Genomic DNA, 18,649 nt, shown 5'->3' with positions numbered 1-18,649 from the left:
TCAGTCCCAATATTATTCCTATGCTGTAATACCCGCTTCTTCTTTTTAATGGGGTAACCAAAATAATTAGGTGAATAAGTACTATGCAAATTAATAAACAGACCACAGCCATGTCTATTTAGCTCAAAACCGTAAAACTGGTAAATAAAACAGTATTCTGTATAAGCCCATTGCAAGCTTTAGTGACGAACTTTGTGGCACCGTTGGTGAGAAATGCAATCTGAAACTAAAAATAACCTTGAATTAATACAATAAACTTCATTGCAATGAAAACAATTTTCAGGATAATGTTATTAGCTTTTATAACGGGAATCTCATTCTCTATAATGGCCTGCAATAGCAATAAAAATCAAGAAAAAATGATAACAGAAAACACCACTGCTCTTTTCCCTAAAGGAGAAAAATTAACCAATGGATATTTTACTGGAGATGCTTATCTGCAGACACTTCTGGCAAAAGATAAGAACAACAATTTTGTGTTGGGTAGTGTAACTTTTGAACCAGGGGCAAGAACCAACTGGCATACACATCCTAAAGGGCAGGTACTGATTATAACCGAAGGCGAGGGCCTTTACCAGGAAAAAGGGAAAACAGCCCAAGTCATCAAAAAAGGTGATGTAATCAATATTCCAGAAAATGTGGAACACTGGCATGGAGCTACCGCCAGCACAAAAATGGTACATATTGCCCTTACCAATTATGAAGGTGAAACTAACGCAGTTTGGTTAAACCCTGTAACTGATGAAGAGTTCAACGCAGCCAACAAAAATTAAGCAATCAAAATGATGGGCAAAAGCAAATTTTTAAAGGGAATACTATTTTTTGTGCTCACAATAAGTATGATCAAAATGAATGCACAACCAAATAAAACAGCTAATACGGATTTATCTGCACAGCAGCAAAGCTTGATAAAGATTTCGGCACTTACAGCTACGGGAAACGTGGAACTGTTAAAAGTGGAATTGAATAAAGGGTTGGATTCAGGGCTTGCAATTAATGAAATCAAAGAAGCGCTCGTTCAGCTTTATGCATATTGTGGTTTTCCAAGAAGCCTTAATGCCATTAACGTTTTTATGACTGTTGCAAAGGAGAGAGAAGGAAAAGGGATCACAGATAAAGTAGGGAAAACAATTGTTGTAGAAAATAACCCTAAAAATAAATATGAACAGGGCAGAAAAGTGTTGGAAGAACTGACCAGGGCCCCACAATCAAAACCTGCCCCAGGCTTCGGGGAATTTGCACCGCGTATTGATGCTTTTTTAAAGGAACATTTATTTGCCGACATTTTTGTTAGTGATGTGCTGAGCTATCAGCAAAGAGAAATGGTAACAATTGCGGCTCTGGCCTCGATGCCAGGTGTAGAGGGCCAACTGCAGGCCCATATCAACATGGGGAAGAATACAGGCATAACTGAAAATCAATTAGAGCAATTAGCAATGCTGGTTGAAACAAACGTGAATAAAACACAGAGAAATACCATCAGGAAAATAATCGGAAAACCATTGGTTCCTGTAATGGAGAAGGATATGATGGTGCGTATTTCTGAAATCGAAATTTTACCTGAATACCTCGAAGAGTATAAATCCATTTTGCGACAGGAGGCAGCGGCTTCTATAAAAATCGAGCCTGGTGTAATTGCTATTTTTCCTATGTTTAAACAGAAAAGCCCCACTGAGGTTAGGATCATAGAAATATACGCCAGTAAAGCCGCATATCAATCTCATTTGCGAACACCACACTTCCAGCACTACAAAACAACGACCCTAAAAATGGTAAAAACATTAAAACTGGTAGATATGAACAGCCTAGATAATGAAACGATGCTGGAGGTTTTTAGTAAATTAAAATAGGATTTGTTAGGGACGATAAAGGATCTGGTTTTTAAAAGCGTTGCAGCCTGGTAAGAAATTATGCGTATTTCCCGGCTTCAATCAATTCATAGAATTGCGGTATTCATTGGGCGAATGCCCAACCTGTTGTTTAAAGAAACGGGTAAAATGTGAGGGATATTTAAAGCCAAGCATATACGCAACCTCACTTACGGATTTGCTAAGGTCAAGTATCTGTTCTTTTGCAGCATCAATCAGTTTGAGGTGTATATACTCTAGCGCAGATTTTCCTGTTTCTTTTTTTACCAGGTCTCCGAAATATTTTGGAGACAGGTTGAGCTGCGCTGCACAATACGAAACGGAGGGCAATCCCAGCGTTTGCAGCTTTTCCGACTGGAAGTACTCGTTCAGTAATCCCTCAAACCCAGTCAATACGTCCTTATGGATATGCTCTCTGGTGAGAAACTGCCGGTCGTAAAAGCGAACAGAATAATTCAGGAACATTTCGATGTTGCTAACGATCAATGTCCTGCTGTGCTTATCAATAGGATGCGCTAATTCATACCGGATCTTATTAAAACACTCCAGCACAATTTCTCTTTCTGCATCGGATACGTGAAGTGCTTCATTAACATCATAAGAGAAAAAGCTGTATTCGTTAATGCATTTACCGAGATGGGTTCCACGGATGAGATCGGGATGAAAGAATAATCCCCAGCCTGTCGGCTGTATCATGTTTTCGCTTTCCTCAAAACCAAATACCTGTCCTGGTGCGATAAAAAGAAGCGTTCCCTCTTCATAATCATAGTGATTGCGGCCATATTTCATCTCCCCGCACTTCTCGTCTTTTAAAAAGATCATGTACACATCAGAAATATAACGTGCTTCTTTTACGGGCTTCGATAGCGACTGATCAAGAACACTGACCAAAGGATGCAGGGTCTTCTGCCCCCGCTCGTTATTGATCTGAGCAACACTTTCAATTCTAAGGGGATTTCCCATGACTTCGGTTATTTTAAAGTGAAAATAGCTTAAGTATTTCAATAATCCCTGCAGAAGCGCCAATGAACAGAAAAATTGGTAAGAGAAACAGGAATCCGTATAACGATCTGATGCAAAAGTATAAAGAACTTCGCCTATACGATAAACACATCAGGCAATTTCTTGAAAGTGCGCCCATTTCGCACGAGGCTAAAGAAAAGATAGAGTATAAAAATGCAGAAAAATTGTTGGGTTTATAGTTTGCTTTTGTTTGGAACAAGTTAAAAGATATAGAATTGAAAAAGATAAAAATGCTTTAAAACATTGAATATTAAACAAAAAACAATGAAATTATCAAACAATAAAATTTTAATCACTGGCGGAGCCAGTGGCATCGGTTTGGGATTAACTGAAAGATTTATTCAGGAAAACAACCAGGTTATTATTTGTGGCAGAAGGAAAGAAGCGCTACAAGAAGTGGCTGACAAATTTCCGGCAGTAATAACAAAGGTTTGCGACTTATCGGAAGAATCCGAGCGTACGGAACTTTATCAATGGATTGCTGAACACCACAGTGATTTGAACGTATTGGTAAACAATGCAGGTATTCAAAACTGGATGGATATATCAGACGAGCACTTTTATGATAAAGCAAAAAATGAGATTCAAATAAATGTTTTAGCGCCGTTGCATTTAATTTCACTCTTTACTGAACTCAAATCACTGGATACGGTCATCAATGTAACCTCTGGCCTGGCATTTACGCCTCTTACAAAAGTACCTGTTTATTGTGCTACAAAAGCTTTTTTTCACTCCTTTACCATTTCATTGAGGCATTTGCTAAAATCAAGAAATATAGCGATCATCGAATTGATCCCACCAGCTCTCAACACTGATCTGGGTGGCAAAGGCTTGCACAGCGAGCACCCTTCTGTTGGTGATTTTATTAATGCAATATTTCAACAGCTAAAAGAAGGTAAAGATGAATTGACTTTTGGATATAGCGAAATGTTATCGAAAGCAACACCCACTGAAATACAGGGAATGTTTAAAAGAATGAACCCATAAGAAGAAACAACCAATATTTTGAAGTTAGCGTGTCTGAAATGAAAAATTGAGCGCATAAAAAGGTACCAGCGGACGTCCGATGGTGCTGAAAAAGTTCGATAAAATCCTATACACTATTTATTATGAAACTACAATTTTGGTCCTCCACTTTTTTCGTTTTATCAGATGTTTTTGTAACCCTTTTTCGAAGCCTATTTCTTTATTTTTTCAACTGACTAATTATCAGGGTTAAAGATTCCCCGAGCATTAGCGAAAGCACCTACAAACGTTAGGTAAAAGACGCACCTTAAAGCCTATAAAAAACCTGGCGGCGATCGTTTTTACCTGAAAGATTTACTGGCTGGCTATCTGGAAAGCCAGCAAATGGGCCGTATTTAATTACCCCTGCATTACCTGTTCTTTACCCTTTGTTGCTACCAAGTTAACCCCAAGGTTACCCCAGGGTTACCCCGGCTTTACCTTTTCTCTACCTAAAAGGTAAAGCCAGCGCCTGCTTTCGCAGAATCGCACCACCACTTACGGTTATGCTGCCCTTGAGTAGGCCGCCACCCAATGTAATTAGGTTAAGCGTTTTTAACCACAGATGCGTACAGATAAACACAGATTTTTATAGCTGTGTGCATCCTTTCTATCTGTGGTTAAATTATTTTTCGTGCCTAATGGTTTAACTTAATGATGTTGGGTCGCCACAAGCGCCCGGGCCTTTGCACTACTATTTCACAACTGTGACGGTCCATTTTAGCTCAATAACAGGGCTAATTAGCTCAATTTGGCTCATTTAAGCTCATAATGAGGCGTCAATGCTGTTAAGTCGCTACGTTTGGGCATGGATTAAACATACCGGTATAAACAGCAATCTCTTTTTGAACAAACATTTTTTCAATAAAAACAAAAATTATGGCAACGTATTCGAAAAGCGCAAATGGCGCATTCTCGCGCAAAGTAGGTCGTGTAATTGGCAGCAACTGGTGCAGCACATTAATGAAAGCAGAAAGCCACGTTTGGACATGATGTACATAGGGCTGATAGTGGCACTTGGCCTGGCTTGCTAAGGAGAAAACAGCTATTCAACTGAATATAAATGCTCCATGTAATACCAGCTTACAGGAGCATTTACATCACGTTTACCTATTTGCTGATTTCTTTTTTAACAGTTCTTCGTATGCAGATCCCTCACGTTTTTCCATACCATCAGAAATCTTTATTCCGGCTTTCTCAAACTCGCTGAGTAATCTTTTATCGAAATCAGCGATGTATGAGGCAAATGATACAGAATCTTTTTGTTCGGGAATTGTTGCAAAAGGAGCATGCGGTTCTTTAAACCTGTACAACACGGCTTGAGTACTATCGTTGCCTTCCAAAAGAAGTGAGTCTCCGTAGTCTGTAATCTTAGCTACATAATCTTTAGTAAGGTATTTTAAAGAATCATTTTCTATTTTATAAGGAAGCTTAAAGCGGCCAACTTTCTGATTATAGAAAACTACATATTGCGAATCAATATCAAATTCGCTATATCCATTCGCTCTGGAAAACCGATGCCATTTTCCGATCAGTGATTTTTTGTTTCCATCTATGTTTTTAGGATTTGGCGAATGGCAGGCGGGAAGGATAAAAATGAAAAATGCAAGGAAATAAAGTATGGATCTCATGTTAACTAATTGTTAAATAATATTAAAAGCATTTTTAATCCAGGTATTGATCAGAATTACCTGCAATACATACTGCCCGGCTTATTGCCAGGCAGTAATGTGGTTGTGATGGGTTTAAAGAAGTGTTTACTGTGCCGCCCAAATGGTACAGTTAATATTGCCATTCGTATTAGAACCCCATGTTTCCGCAACCATAATTGCAGGAATATTTAACTGACCAAGCGTATAGCCGAAACTTTGCCACTTGTTATAGTGGTTGGCAAAAGTAATGACGCGATTTTGCCCGGTAGTAACCTTCGTAACCCTGGAACTATAAATCTGTCTGAAACCATCGCCACCGTCGATATTTTTACCTGTCATCCATCGGGTCCATACGTTATAACCTGCACCATCGGTTTCGAATGTTCCCAGGTAAGTACCGCTATGAGGAGAAACCGCACCCCATGTTTCATTCACATAATACTCATAATAAGGGCTTCTGCTCCATCCGTACCAGCCAAAAGTACCACCTCCGGAGTTTGAATAAGTGCTCAGGTTATACCCTATTTTGTAGGTTTTTGACCCTACTGAATAACCTTTACCGCAAGTAAAATTACCGTTAAAGCCGTTCCAGTTTACGCTGTAATTTCCCCCGGTACCATTGGCGTAATTGACTGTGCCAGTCGCGCCGTCACTCTTCCAAAGCGACCAAAAGAAGCCGTTGTGTGTGCCCGATTGATAGGATTCTACCGTGGCGACAGCTTTGGTGGGAGGGGGCGGAGCAGTAACATCCCCAGGTACCATTTTTTCATCTTTTTTACAGCCTGTTAAACATGCAGCGCTTGCAAACACTAAGGTTGCAGCCACAACGAGCGTAACCTTCCTGGTTACACCTGTAAGTGAATTTTGTTTTTTCATATAAGATATATAATTGGTTAGGGAAGCAAAATAACCGTATTCAGACCTGGGATATGGCTAATAATCAGCAAATTTGTTATACAAATGTTCAACACGGTCTGGAATTGGAATAGCCTGATAGCGTTTTTTTTGCTGTCGGATTACAGAGCAGTATTAATTAAGTAAGCTTCGGACATTTTAAGAATAAAAATCCCGATCGCAAGATAGTGCTGAAGAATGGGGCTGTTCACATCAGAGCCTATCGGGCTATTTTATAATTGTAGAGGAGAGACCATTTAACGGTTAGTGTAAAAAAGGGTAGCCATTCTTGTATCCACTGCCAGAGCCAATATGCCCATAGCTGTGCTGCAATTAACGGTTACCCTTTCTTGTAAATATGGTAGCGCCTTAAAAGATGTGGTAACTCGATATCGAAATGGGGCGCTATCCGATGTAAATAAAAAGATAGCTGTTATACCTGCGCTTTTTCGAGAGAACCAATGAAAAACAAAACTCACCAAATTGTTCGATGCCCACCTTTCTCTGAGTTTTACCCGTTTTCACGAGCATCCTCTTCTAAATCTTTTCTGATCCTTTTAGTTAGTGAGGCCACCACAAGTTCATATGAGTTTTTCAACAGGTCCCTGATTACCTTTTCAGGTACATTTTTGTTAAAATAAATGCTAATCCAGTGTTTTTTATTCATGTGATAAGCAGGCCTTACATCTTCATATTTTTCCTGAAGTTTTGTTGATTCCTCAAGATCACATTTTAAGGTACAAAAATCAAATTCATCCACATTAAAAAAACAGAACCATTTATCCTTCACATAAAACGCCAGTAAGTTCCTGTCATATTCAGAAGAGGCCTTTTGGAAAGCCATTTTTTCGGTAACTCCTTTGAAGGAAAGACAATATTCTCTCACACTTACTGCGTTCATATCATGCTAAATTATCTAAGATCAATCTTTCAAGAAAGGATAATCAGTATATCCGTGCTCACCTCCACCGTACATTGTAGCCTGGTCAATTTGGTTAAATTCGGCATCTAATTCAAATCTTTTTGGCAGATCAGGATTGGCGAGAAACAAAGAGCCATAAGAAATTATTTTCGCGATTCCCTTCTCCAGTTCTGCCGCTCCGCTTTCTTTATTGAACCCAGCGTTGGCAATTACCAGGTGTTTACTGCTGCTGCCAAATGTTTCTATCGCATTTTTAGGATAATGGGGGTAATTGTTTAAAGGGAAAATGCCGTTCATCAAATGGATATAAGCCAATGGCAATTCATTCAATGCATCGATCAATGGACTGAATTGAGCAACAGGATCGCTATTTTCTATATTGTTATAATAAACCGTTGGCGATAGTTTAATGCCTACTTTATCGCTCCCGGAAGCATCAACCAGTTCTTGCATCACTTCCAGTACGAAGCGGTTCCTGTTCTCAATGTTGCCGCCATACTCATCGGTGCGCAGGTTAGCGCTTTCCGATAAAAATTGGTTTGGCAGGTATCCAAATGCCGCATGAAGTTCTACGCCATCGAAACCTGCTTCGATGGCATTTTTAGCGGCCTTACCGTAATCTTTAACGATCTGTTTGATTTCTTGAGTAGTTAACTCCTGAGGCGTTTCGTAATCTTTCATTCCCTGCGAAGTAAAATGTTGTTGTCCTTTTATCCCGATTGCCGATGGCGCCACAGGGAGCTTTCCGTTTCTATCCACAGAATGTCCGACACGACCAGTATGCCATAGCTGGGCATAAATTACACCTCCACTGTTATGTACAGACTTCGTTACTTTCTTCCAGGCTTCAATTTGCCCATCATGATAAAGTCCCGGTGTAAACGGACTTCCAATAGCCTGTTCTGAGATATTAATGGCTTCCGTGATCAAAAGTCCTGCGCTTGCCCGCTGCGTGTAATATAGGGTCGTTAGGTCTGACACTACACCTTCCAGGTTAGCACGGCTTCGTGTCATTGGCGCCATTGCCATCGCGTTCCTTAATATTTTATTTCCTAATGTTACTTTTTCTAGTAATTTCATGAGTTGTTTTTCATTACATTGGTGATATGAACCTGTAAATTTAATTGTGCCCGATTGTTAATCGATCGTAAGGATAACCTTTCCATTTATACCTCCGGCTGTTAAAAAATCCTGTGCCACGGCTGCTTCTTCGAGCTTGAATATCTTAGAAACAACCGGTTTAAATTTTCCAATTTTTAATAGTTCAATGCCATTCTGCAAGGTTTGGGCTGAAATGTTGGAGGCGACAAAACCCGCGTTTACCTTGTATTGATCTGCCAGTTCCTGTGATGGTGGTATTACAATGCTCAATAGCACGCCACCGGGTTTTAGCACTTGAAAAAGCTTTGCCTGGGCTTCGCCACCTGCGGTATCCGCTACCAGATCAATATCCTTAATCACACGCGCAACATCTTGTAATTTATAATCAATTACCTCGTCGGCACCAAAACTTTTTGCCAATGCCACGCCTTTTCCCGATGCTGTTGCAATAACGTATGCGCCTGCGGCTTTAGCCATCTGCACCATCGCACCACCAACAGCTCCGCTTCCGCCCTGGATTAATACGCTTTGTCCCTTTTCCAGTTTACCAGTAATGAACAGAACGGATTGGGCAGTGCCAATGTTGACACCGATTGATGCCGCCTCTGCAAAGGAAAGCCCTTTTGGTTTTGGCACCACGAAGCTTTCGTTTGCGGTTACATATTCTGCGTAAGCATTTGTGCCGGTTAGGGCAATCACTTCATCGCCCACTTTAAAGGCGGATACATCATCTCCAATGGCGACAACTATTCCTGCTGCCTCACCGCCTGGAATAAACGGCATTTCTACGGGGCGGACGGCTTTCATAAAGCCCATCCGAATTTTAATGTCAATCGGATTTACACCTGCTGCTTTAACCTGAACTAACACATCATTTCCATTCTGGACTGATGGTGCCGGAACGTCGACCTGTTCTAACACATCTGAATTTCCGTAGTCGTTGTATTGTATTGCTTTCATTGCTTTTGAATTTTAATCTGTATACCTCAACACCTAAAGAATATCAGGTGTAGAAGTTACTTTGTGTTATACTGAATATACGAACAAAGGTATTAGCTATTCAGTAGGTAAAATAACCCAAAAAGACAGAAGAATAGTCCTATCCGACAAATGACGGGGCAGTGTTTTCGGAAAATAGAAAATTAAGCTGTATAGGAAAACTTCTTTGGTGTAATGCCATATTGTTTTTCAAATAACCGGCTGAAGTGACTGAGATTCGAAAATCCTAACTCATATCCAACCTCAGAAACAGAATGTTTGGCCTGTTTCAACAGAAAAGCAGCCTCTTCCATTCTTGCTTTTTGATAATAATTATAGATGGTATCTCCAAATGTTTGCTTAAAGAGCTGCTTAAGTTTCGTTTCGCTCATGGCAGTGATACTGGCTAATTCACTTAGTATCGGTGGGGTACTAAGATCACTCAATATTTTGTTGCGGATGGCCAGCAGTTTTTCTGCATCGTTGCTATTTATACTCTTAAAAGTCGTATTCTCCCTAAGCGACAGTTTACTGAAAAGCAGATACATTAATTCCTGTACCTTGATCTGCACGTAGAAATTATTCAAAGCGTTATTCATATCAACAGATACAATATTTTTAAGGAGCAATTGCATTTCGGGATCCAGGTTTTCGAAAAAGAGAAAGGAGGCATTTGCATCCATAATGGTTGTTATCGTACCATTTGGTTTTTCAACAGACAGAACTGAGCGTAATCGGTTGGCCGTAATGCCCACAACCACGTATTGAATGTTGCTGCCGGCAGGAAAACGGATTTCTGTGCGCAAATCATTTGTAGATAGGAGTATAGAAGCGTCCTTTTTTTGTGAGAATGGGATATTCGCCTCGTTGTTATATGTAACTTCACGATCATCGTTGCCATTGTAAAAGAAAATGGTGCGTATATCATTGGCCTGTGCAGCTGGATTGCGCTTAACTATCAGGTCTTCCTTTAATATATACCGGTGGATCGTTAATCTAAAATCATCCCCAAAGCTAACCTTACGTACATAACCTTCTCCCATTTCCTTTGGGATCTCCAAAAAGTTATCTCTTATAGAAACATTAATTAGTTCGGAAAACTGTATGATAAAGTCAAAACCCGGAACCGCTGTAAATTCGAAAATCATTACAAGAAATTACTAATTTATAAACCTGAGGTGATGTAACATCCTAAAGTTACACCACTTTCTTCTAATATTATCATTTTTGGAATTTCGGCGCTAAGATACATCTTAATGGATTGGAGATGGAGAGGGAAGTTTGGTCTTGATTTCCCTTACCTCAACAGAAATGTATTCTTTCATTTTCTGATCATTTAATAGGCGATATCAATTGTACTTTTAAAAGTCCCGCTGTCTACGAGGTGCGTAAACATAAAATCGGCTAAATCAGCACGCGAGATTTTCGGAATGCCGCCTAGCGGCAAACCAGTTATATTTTTATACTTTCCTGTTGCTTTGCCATCTGTTAGTTTTGGCGCCCGAACGATTGTCCAGTCCAAGCCTGACGTCTTTATTATTCCTTCCATTATACGCATATCAGCATATACAGGCTTATAGAGCTTTTGTAATACATGCTTCAATAGAAAAGTCATGATAAACGAGCTCTTAGGCGGGATGTCTAATGCGCCTGACGAAATACAGATTAGGCGCTTCGGGTACGATTTCTCCATAATGTTTACAATATTCCGGATACCAGAAGAATACAAGGTCGTTTGCTGGATTTTAGGGATACCCAGACAGGAAACCACTGCTTCGTGCCCATCAAACTCTTTTTCATAGGTATGTGGAATTAAAACATCTCCTTTAATAACCTTTAGATTTTGATGCACTATTGCAAAGGCATGGGGATTTCTAACAATAGCCGTTATAGCATATCCGGCGTTTAGCGCCTGTTCAATAAAATGTTTTCCGGTTCCGCCAGAACCACCAAATACAAGAATTTTTTTCATTTTGTGATATTTTAATTGAATCAAAGGTATATTTGAACTAACATTTGTGCAAGTACGCACCTAAAAGTAAGTGTAAAATGAATGAAGTTAAAGAAACATCAACCATACAATTAAATAAGCAAACGGTCTTTAAATTGTGCCCGGTTACGTACGTGATGGAAAAAATTGGCAGCTACTGGAAACCGATTATCATCTTCCACTTAATGTCTGGATCAAAGCGGTACGGAGCGTTAAAAAAGGCGATGCCTCATATTACAGAAAAGATGCTTGCCCAACATTTGAGGCAGCTGGAAGCAGACGGACTGATTTCGAGGGTAGCATTACCTGTAATACCGCCACACGTTACCTATAGTCTGACGGATGCGGGACAGGCTTTGCGGCCTGTGTTATACGCCATGGCAAACTGGGCAATTGAAGATGGGCAAAAAAGAGAAGAGCCACTTTTTAAAACAATGGAACAGTTTCCGGCATAAGTTAATAACTTGCATCCGTGCATCATAAATCAGGCGCTAAGGAATATTTGTCTTTTTGTTTAGATCGCGGTGATTGTCATTTCGATACCATAAAGAATAAAATATACTAAAAAGTATTTTTAATTAAACTTTTTAGTATATTTTTGCATCGTAAAATTTATTAATATGCTTACCAAAGCCGAAAGAACCAAGCAATTTATCTTAGAAACAGCAGCCCCTATCTTTAATCAGAAAGGAATATCAGGTGCTAATATAGACGATGTGCTTGCTGCAACAAAATTGACTAAAGGATGCCTTTATGGTCATTTTGAAGGTAAGGAAGACCTTGCCTTACAGGTTGTTGATTTTATGTTGAAAACCAACGGTGAAAAAATGTTATCAACTATCGGTAAGGGTAAAACAGCAAAGGCTAAAGTGTTTGCCTTTCTCGATTTTTACAAGGATCCTTTGAATACCTACTTAAAAGGCGGATGCCCAATATTTAATGTTGCGGTTGAATCTGATGACCATTTTCCGGCAATTAAAGAGAAAATAGCCGGTGTAATAAGGCGCGGACAGGAATTATTTGTTAGTATCTTAAAACAGGGCATTGAGGACGGAGAGTTTTCTGACAAACTTGAGCCTGCAGTATATGCATTTAAAGCCGTGGCTGCTGTTGAGGGTGCAGTGATTATGTGCAGGTCTATGAACACCGCAAAACCGATGGCGAGTTTGCTCAAAAACCTGAAAGCAGAATTAGAAAGTTACGAGATCTAATTTTTTTTCATTAAAAATATACTAAAAAGTCTTTTTTTATTTTTAACTATTAAAAAACATAATACCATTTCGCATTTTAAATTAAATGTAAAAAGCTGGTGTAAAAATATACTAAAAAGTCTATAATAAAGAAAGTATGGAATCAAAACAAAAAACGGTTTTAGTTACAGGTGCCTCATCAGGCATTGGGTTGCTTGTTGCCAGCAGGCTCCACGAAAATGGCTACCAGGTTATCGGAACAAGTAGGAACCCCGAAAAATACCGAGCAAAACTGCCATATAAGTTATTGCCGTTAGATCTGAATGATGATCGCTCTATAACATCTTTTGGTCAGTTGCTCTTCAGTCAGATCAAACAGTTGGATGTGTTGGTTAACAATGCTGGTTACCTTGTAAATGGACTTGCGGAGGAAACCCCCATTGAATTAGGGAGGCAGCAGTTTGAAACCAATTTTTGGGGAACGATCAAATTAACCAACGAGTTGCTACCCTATTTAAGAAGGCAAAACCATGGAAAAATAATTACCCTCGGTTCTTTGCTGGGCTTAGTGGGGCTTCCAAATGTGTCCTATTATGCAGCTTCCAAACATGCGCTCGAAGGTTATTTTAAATCACTGCGTTTTGAATTGAACCAGTTTAACATCAAGGTAGTAATGGTTGAGCCGATGAGTTTTAAAACCAATATCGGTGAAAGTGGAACTGTTGCTACAGGAACGATCCCAGCGTACGATACCTTCAGGCAAAAGGTAACCGCCTATACTAAAAGTACATTTGATAATGCACCCGATCCTGCACCGGTTATCGCCACTTTATTGCAAACAGTAAAGGAAAAGAATCCAAAGTTTAGTTACCCTGTTGGAAAAGGATCATCAATCGTATTGCTGCTTCAGCATTTCGTTTATAAGGTTTTCGAAAAATCCATCCTGAAATCTGTAAATGCTTCAAAATAAAATTATTATTAAATATTATAATCATGCAAATAAAAGGAAAAACGGTACTGATCACCGGTGGAGCATCAGGTATCGGGCTGGAAGCAGCAAAACAATTTTTGGCTAAAGGCGCCAGCGTAATCATCACCGGCAGAAACCAAGGGAAATTAGATGATGCCAAGAAACTATATCCGGCAGTTATAGCCATTAAAAGCGATGTCTCAGAAGCCGATGATGCACAAGAGCTTTTTAACCAGGTGCAGCAACTGGGCGGTATTGATATATTATACAACAATGCAGGTGTTTTAACCGATCCAATCAACCTTGGTATATCAAATGGGCAGCATTTTGAGGATGCGGAATATGAAATGAACGTCAATTACCTTGGGGTGATCAGGCTTAACAATCTTTTCATAGACATGCTGAAATCAAGGAAAGAAAGCGCAATCATCAACACAACATCATTACTTAGTTATGTTCCATCATTGCTGGAAGCAACTTATTCAGCCTCTAAAGTAGCACTGCAGTTTTACACCAAATCGCTTAGAAAACACCTTCAGATTTTGAACAGCAGCGTAAAGGTTTTTGAACTTTTACCTCCACTGGTAGCAACAGAAATGACCACGGACATGAACGGAAAAAAAATGAGCGCGGCAGATATGGTGAAAGACTTTATTGCTGGCCTTCAAAAAGATAAGCTCACTATCCGTATAGGTGATACTAAAACAGTGTATATACTTAACCGGCTTTTTCCAAAGATGGTTTTTAATCTGGCTAACCCAAAGAAAAGTTATAAAGTAATATCGCAATAAAAATCACTTCATAAATTCCACCATATTGTGCTGGTGGTTAATAATATACAAGAATATGAAAGCATTCATAATAGACAAATATAAAAGCAAGGAAGGCGGTAAGATTGAAAATGTACCCATTCCTGTACTGAAAGCCGATGAAGTATTGGTAGAAGTATACGCTGCCGGCATAAACCTTCTCGATTCCAAAATAAGGAAAGGAGAGTTCAAACTTTTTTTGCCTTATAAAACCCCATTTATTCTGGGGCATGACCTGGCCGGTATAATAACTAAGGTTGGTGCGCAGGTGCAAAAGTTTCAGGTTGGAGACCATGTTTATGCCAGGCCCGCAGATCATCGTATTGGAACTTTTGCAGAATTCATTGCCGTTAATGAGGCTGATTTGGCAATAAAGCCTGCAGAACTTACCATGGAAGAAGCGGCATCCATCCCACTCGTGGGCCTTACTGCCTGGCAGGCACTCATCGAAAAGGGGAAACTGCAAAAAGGAGAGCGAGTTTTCATTCAGGCTGGCTCAGGCGGCGTGGGCACATTTGCCATTCAGTTGGCCAAATATCTGGGGGCTACTGTGGCTACCACGACAGGCCCAGGCAACATCGAGTTGGTAAAAAGTCTCGGTGCAGATGTGGTTATAGACTATAGAAAAGATGACTTTGAGAAAATTCTGAATGATTATGATCTGGTTTTAAACAGCCAGGACGGATTGACGCTTGAAAAGTCGCTACAGGTATTGAAACCGGGTGGAAAGTTCATCTCGATTTCTGGTCCTCCCGATCCGGATTTTGCGGAACAAATCGGTGCCTCCTGGTTCGTGAAACTGATTATGCGCCTGTTAAGTTCGAAGGTAAGGAAGAAAGCAAAAAGGCTGAATGTGGATTTTTCCTTTCTGTTTATGAGGGCTAGCGGATCTCAGTTAAATGAAATTACGACGCTTATAAATGCCGGGGCTATTAAACCTGTGATAGACAAAATTTTTCCGTTCCAATCGGTCAATGAAGCAATAGCTTATGTAGAAAGTGGTCGTGCCAAAGGAAAAGTGGTCATAAAAGTTAAATGATTTAATTGATAAAACATGTATAATGAAAAAACTAAGGATAATATTATTGCTGTGCCTTTTTGCGGCAACAAAAACTTTCGCACAAACTCCAGAAGCTGATAAAATTTTAGGCGTATGGCTGAGTGAAGATAAAACCGGTAAAATTGATATTTATAAAGCAAAAGGGAAGTATTTCGGCAAGCTGATCTGGGGTAAAACGATGTACGAACCGAATGGAATTACTTCCCGGAAAGACGTAAAAAACAAGGATGAAAAATTAAGGGGCCGTAACCTTAAAGAGCTGATCATGCTTTACGATTTTACTTACCATGATGGAGTGTGGGATGGTGGCGAGATTTATGATCCTTATAGTGGTAAAACATACAGCTGTACATTGAAACTAAAGGATGGTAATCTGAATATCAGGGGTTATATTGGTGTGTCTTTATTTGGCCGGACAAGTGTTTGGGAAAGGGTGAAGTAATGTTTAGTTAAGATGCGAATTAGTTGATATATGGCCTATAATTTCCCTTTTTGTAGCGTTTTAATGCGCTTTGTCGTTTTTCATTAAAAACCAAATAGACGATGAAAAAAATAACACTGCTATTATTGATGGGTATTGCCCTGTTTTCGTGCGAAAAAAATAAAACTTCCGATTGTGGAGAGAAAATGTGTACTGAAGAATTTGCCTCGGTAATGTTTAAATTTGTAGACAATAAAGGTGCTGGCGCTGAAGTAAAGGATTTCAATGTAATCAACCAAAGAACAGGAGAGCGGGTAACGGCTAATTCAAGTATTTATACAAGTACCATCAAAGGCGTATTTATTATCGTTGATGATAATAATAAATTTGGTCTGTCAGAACAGGGCGATGATCTGAAAATTACCGGTACCTCTGTAGAAACCGGGCAAACTAAATCTGTTGTAATTAAAGTAAGTGGGGGCAAGTGCGCTTGTCACATCAATAAAATTTCAGGACCTGAGCAGGTTGCTTTCGATTAATAAATAAGAATAAAAAAGCTGTACCTGGTTATAAGTACAGCTTCATTATTAATTTACTCCGAGAAATAATTTAATCCAGCAATGTCCAGGTTTTTCTGGCCTGTACCTGCTGTACAACTTGCTGTTCGGCAACCACAATATTTTCTTTGCGCTGGCCAATATATTCTAATCCACTCAATTTATTCCAAAGCGCTACCAATACACTCATAAATTCGTTGGCCATTAGCATGCTGTTGTTAATTTGTTTATGATCGTAAACCAGTTCGATGGTTTTGGCTAAAAGCTCTTCAAAGTTTCCCGGGGTTACATCTTTCCACTCGTAAAAATACTTTAACAGTTCTTCTCTTTCGCGGGGATCAATCAGTTTAATGGCCGTAAAAAAAATGTGCGCCAAACTGGAGAAATAACCTACTAAAACTGCTGGCGATTCGCGGTGCGCAATGTTTCTATATTCGTAAAATAAACCTGCAATGTAATCTACAATTTTCTCTGATATTAAACGGATGTTCTTGCCTAGCGGCGTAATGTTGTCCCTTCCTCCTGTTTTGTCGATAATTTTAAAAGCCGCCAGCTGTAAATCATTTAGTAAAACACTAAAAGATTCATAATATCTAATCAGGGCTGGATGACTTGTTATGGTTGAGCTGGGCGGTATATAACTGCTGTTGATTGATAACCTGCCATTTTCGTAGTAAACCTGCCCTATGGTTAAGAAATAGCTATCTGCTGTTTGCGAACCCACCTCGCTCTCCGGTAAAACCGCAATAGCATAACTTTTGGCAAGTTCAGGGTAACGGATGGGGTTTTCTTCAGGGTTTGGTGTGCCTGTCGGTACACGGTTAAACGGACTTACCACTAATAGAATCACATAGTTTCGCGGTTCCGACTGGCCAAAATAATGGTTGTGTACCAGGGTATCCATATTATCCGATTGTACAATATCAATGTGGCAGCCTTCGGGCGTAATGGCATTACAATATCTTACCCTTACCTCGATATGGTTGGTTGCTTTTTCGATAATTTCGATATCGTGCGAACTTTTATAACCTGCAAAAGGCGGTAAAAATCCGTAATTACTATTATTTAGATGAAGAGAGGCGGCATCGCGTACAAAGTCCTGTAAATAAAGATCACTTAATGTAAAATGATCACTGGAAAGCTTCATGCCATTAATCCAGTTAATGGATTTATATTTTAGCGGCTTTATCATGGTAGATGTTTTTTATTATAGATTAGATAAAGATAGCACTTTCTCCAACTTCATTGGGTTTGTTTGCGTTTTCAGATACCCGTTTAGCGTAAATCGTCATTTTTTCGGTAATGCCATTTTCGATAATGTCGAGATCAGGATCGATGAAAATATTGCGTTTAAAAAAAGAAGTTTTGATAAAGAAAATCCATTTATAATTTTCCATATCGTCGCCCCTGAATTCTACAGGGCTTTTGGCAAATTTTAAATTGTAATCATCAATAAACTTGTGGAACCAGATACCGAAGTTCATGTTCTCTACAGCTTTTACCTTTACCTTTAAGGGTTCGGGATCGCTGCTTTTTTTGTAAAGTTCCAGCTCCAGTACCAATAAACGGTTAAAATCTACATGGTCCATGTTGATGTCCAATGGAGTATCGGGATATTTCCAGATCTTGTAGATTTCTGAAGGGATACCAAGCAGTGAAACATAAGCCCACCAAAAAATAAGTGGAACAAAAAAGCAGGTGATACTGCCCGCACCAAACCACCCAAAATTTACCGTGCTTAACCAGTTAAAGGCAAGCTGGTATAAATAAACAGCTAAAATGGCCGAAATTAAAGTGGCGAAAAAGATAAAAACCTTGCGCTCCAGTACATCTTTAGGGTAATATTTGGTTAACAGATAAACGAAAACCGTGCCCATCAAGAGATAAAAAATACAGCAGATAATGTAGCCCCAGGGCATAAAATTAAAATTTAGGAACCCTAAAAATCCCGGAAGGGCTAAAATAATGCCGATGAGCAGAACACTTACGATAAGTCTTTTGTTATTGAGAAACTGGTTCTTTTTGTTGATGATAGAAAGCACCGCTGTTGATACGACGAAGATCAGCGGGAACAAGAGAAAGCGGATAAAAAATGATTGAACGTCCATTAAATTTTTATAGATGAGATGTATTGCAAATATAGTATCTTTAATATTTGATTATAATCGTTATTTTTTCGGTAATAAAAATTTAACCTATAACAAAAATG

The 18,649-nt window shown here is 39.3% G+C and carries 21 protein-coding genes; 11 read left to right on the top strand and 10 right to left on the bottom strand.

The window, feature by feature from the left end:
* Positions 1 to 359: 359 nt before the first annotated feature.
* A complete protein-coding gene (locus tag LQ227_RS08535; RefSeq protein ID WP_230142706.1) occupies positions 360 to 773 on the top strand; it encodes a cupin domain-containing protein in 414 nt (137 codons plus the stop codon).
* A gap of 66 nt (positions 774 to 839) precedes the next feature.
* Positions 840 to 1,850: a carboxymuconolactone decarboxylase family protein gene (locus LQ227_RS08530; protein WP_230142703.1), complete on the top strand. Its 1,011-nt coding sequence runs from the start codon at positions 840 to 842 to the stop codon at positions 1,848 to 1,850.
* 81 nt (positions 1,851 to 1,931) lie between these two features.
* Here LQ227_RS08530 and LQ227_RS08525 read toward each other — a convergent pair whose 3' ends face one another.
* Complete coding sequence (locus LQ227_RS08525; RefSeq protein WP_230142701.1) at positions 1,932 to 2,831, bottom strand: AraC family transcriptional regulator; 900 nt, start codon at positions 2,829 to 2,831, stop codon at positions 1,932 to 1,934.
* Positions 2,832 to 2,893: 62 nt separating this feature from the next.
* Here LQ227_RS08525 and LQ227_RS08520 point away from each other — a divergent pair, with 62 nt between their 5' ends.
* Together LQ227_RS08520 and LQ227_RS08515 are read left to right on the top strand one after the other, a co-directional pair.
* Positions 2,894 to 3,070, top strand: coding sequence for a hypothetical protein (locus LQ227_RS08520; protein WP_230149017.1), 177 nt, complete (start codon positions 2,894 to 2,896; stop codon positions 3,068 to 3,070).
* A gap of 85 nt (positions 3,071 to 3,155) precedes the next feature.
* Complete coding sequence (locus LQ227_RS08515) at positions 3,156 to 3,878, top strand: SDR family oxidoreductase (RefSeq protein WP_230149015.1); 723 nt, start codon at positions 3,156 to 3,158, stop codon at positions 3,876 to 3,878.
* Between the two features lie 1,124 nt (positions 3,879 to 5,002).
* Here the strand turns inward: LQ227_RS08515 and LQ227_RS08510 are convergent.
* The 7 genes from LQ227_RS08510 to LQ227_RS08480 form a co-directional block, all read right to left on the bottom strand.
* On the bottom strand, positions 5,003 to 5,527 hold the full coding sequence (locus LQ227_RS08510; RefSeq protein ID WP_230149014.1) for a hypothetical protein: 525 nt from the start codon (positions 5,525 to 5,527) through the stop codon (positions 5,003 to 5,005).
* 126 nt (positions 5,528 to 5,653) lie between these two features.
* The gene (locus LQ227_RS08505; RefSeq protein WP_230142696.1) at positions 5,654 to 6,424 is read right to left on the bottom strand and encodes a glycoside hydrolase family 11 protein; all 771 of its coding nucleotides are present in this window, start codon (positions 6,422 to 6,424) and stop codon (positions 5,654 to 5,656) included.
* 529 nt (positions 6,425 to 6,953) lie between these two features.
* Positions 6,954 to 7,343, bottom strand: a complete 390-nt coding sequence (locus LQ227_RS08500) for an MmcQ/YjbR family DNA-binding protein (RefSeq protein WP_230142695.1) — start codon at positions 7,341 to 7,343, stop codon at positions 6,954 to 6,956.
* Between the two features lie 21 nt (positions 7,344 to 7,364).
* Positions 7,365 to 8,444, bottom strand: coding sequence for an alkene reductase (locus tag LQ227_RS08495; protein ID WP_230142693.1), 1,080 nt, complete (start codon positions 8,442 to 8,444; stop codon positions 7,365 to 7,367).
* Positions 8,445 to 8,501: 57 nt separating this feature from the next.
* On the bottom strand, positions 8,502 to 9,425 hold the full coding sequence (locus LQ227_RS08490; RefSeq protein ID WP_230142691.1) for an NADP-dependent oxidoreductase: 924 nt from the start codon (positions 9,423 to 9,425) through the stop codon (positions 8,502 to 8,504).
* Between the two features lie 182 nt (positions 9,426 to 9,607).
* Positions 9,608 to 10,591, bottom strand: a complete 984-nt coding sequence (locus LQ227_RS08485) for an AraC family transcriptional regulator (protein WP_230142688.1) — start codon at positions 10,589 to 10,591, stop codon at positions 9,608 to 9,610.
* 188 nt (positions 10,592 to 10,779) lie between these two features.
* Complete coding sequence (locus LQ227_RS08480; RefSeq protein WP_230142686.1) at positions 10,780 to 11,415, bottom strand: NAD(P)-dependent oxidoreductase; 636 nt, start codon at positions 11,413 to 11,415, stop codon at positions 10,780 to 10,782.
* Between the two features lie 77 nt (positions 11,416 to 11,492).
* On the opposite strand from LQ227_RS08480, the gene LQ227_RS08475 reads away from it, so the two are divergent.
* From LQ227_RS08475 to LQ227_RS08445, 7 genes are all read left to right on the top strand, one after another.
* Entirely contained in the window at positions 11,493 to 11,888 is a 396-nt protein-coding gene (locus LQ227_RS08475; protein ID WP_230142685.1) for a helix-turn-helix domain-containing protein, read from the top strand.
* A 165-nt stretch (positions 11,889 to 12,053) separates the two neighbouring features.
* Complete coding sequence (locus tag LQ227_RS08470) at positions 12,054 to 12,644, top strand: TetR/AcrR family transcriptional regulator (protein ID WP_230142684.1); 591 nt, start codon at positions 12,054 to 12,056, stop codon at positions 12,642 to 12,644.
* Between the two features lie 136 nt (positions 12,645 to 12,780).
* Positions 12,781 to 13,593 carry an SDR family NAD(P)-dependent oxidoreductase gene (locus tag LQ227_RS08465; protein ID WP_230149012.1) on the top strand — a complete coding sequence of 271 codons (813 nt, stop codon included), beginning with the start codon at positions 12,781 to 12,783 and terminating at the stop codon, positions 13,591 to 13,593.
* A gap of 23 nt (positions 13,594 to 13,616) precedes the next feature.
* A complete protein-coding gene (locus LQ227_RS08460) occupies positions 13,617 to 14,384 on the top strand; it encodes an SDR family oxidoreductase (protein WP_230149010.1) in 768 nt (255 codons plus the stop codon).
* A gap of 55 nt (positions 14,385 to 14,439) precedes the next feature.
* The gene (locus LQ227_RS08455) at positions 14,440 to 15,441 is read left to right on the top strand and encodes an NADP-dependent oxidoreductase (protein WP_230149008.1); all 1,002 of its coding nucleotides are present in this window, start codon (positions 14,440 to 14,442) and stop codon (positions 15,439 to 15,441) included.
* Between the two features lie 22 nt (positions 15,442 to 15,463).
* Positions 15,464 to 15,904 (top strand): DUF2147 domain-containing protein, encoded by a 441-nt coding sequence (locus LQ227_RS08450; protein WP_230149006.1) that lies wholly within the window; start codon positions 15,464 to 15,466, stop codon positions 15,902 to 15,904.
* 101 nt (positions 15,905 to 16,005) lie between these two features.
* Positions 16,006 to 16,422 carry a hypothetical protein gene (locus tag LQ227_RS08445; RefSeq protein ID WP_230149003.1) on the top strand — a complete coding sequence of 139 codons (417 nt, stop codon included), beginning with the start codon at positions 16,006 to 16,008 and terminating at the stop codon, positions 16,420 to 16,422.
* Between the two features lie 70 nt (positions 16,423 to 16,492).
* Here the strand turns inward: LQ227_RS08445 and LQ227_RS08440 are convergent, their stop codons facing one another.
* The gene (locus LQ227_RS08440) at positions 16,493 to 17,632 is read right to left on the bottom strand and encodes a hypothetical protein (protein WP_230149001.1); all 1,140 of its coding nucleotides are present in this window, start codon (positions 17,630 to 17,632) and stop codon (positions 16,493 to 16,495) included.
* Positions 17,633 to 17,654: 22 nt separating this feature from the next.
* Positions 17,655 to 18,548 carry a TssN family type VI secretion system protein gene (locus LQ227_RS08435; RefSeq protein WP_230142674.1) on the bottom strand — a complete coding sequence of 298 codons (894 nt, stop codon included), beginning with the start codon at positions 18,546 to 18,548 and terminating at the stop codon, positions 17,655 to 17,657.
* Positions 18,549 to 18,649 lie beyond the last annotated feature (101 nt).

Origin of the sequence: Pedobacter sp. Bi27 (assembly GCF_918698255.1) — a bacterium.
In the GTDB taxonomy this organism is placed as follows: domain Bacteria; phylum Bacteroidota; class Bacteroidia; order Sphingobacteriales; family Sphingobacteriaceae; genus Pedobacter.
Note: the sequence above shows the minus strand (reverse complement) of the source record. Positions and strands in the feature narration are given on the sequence as shown.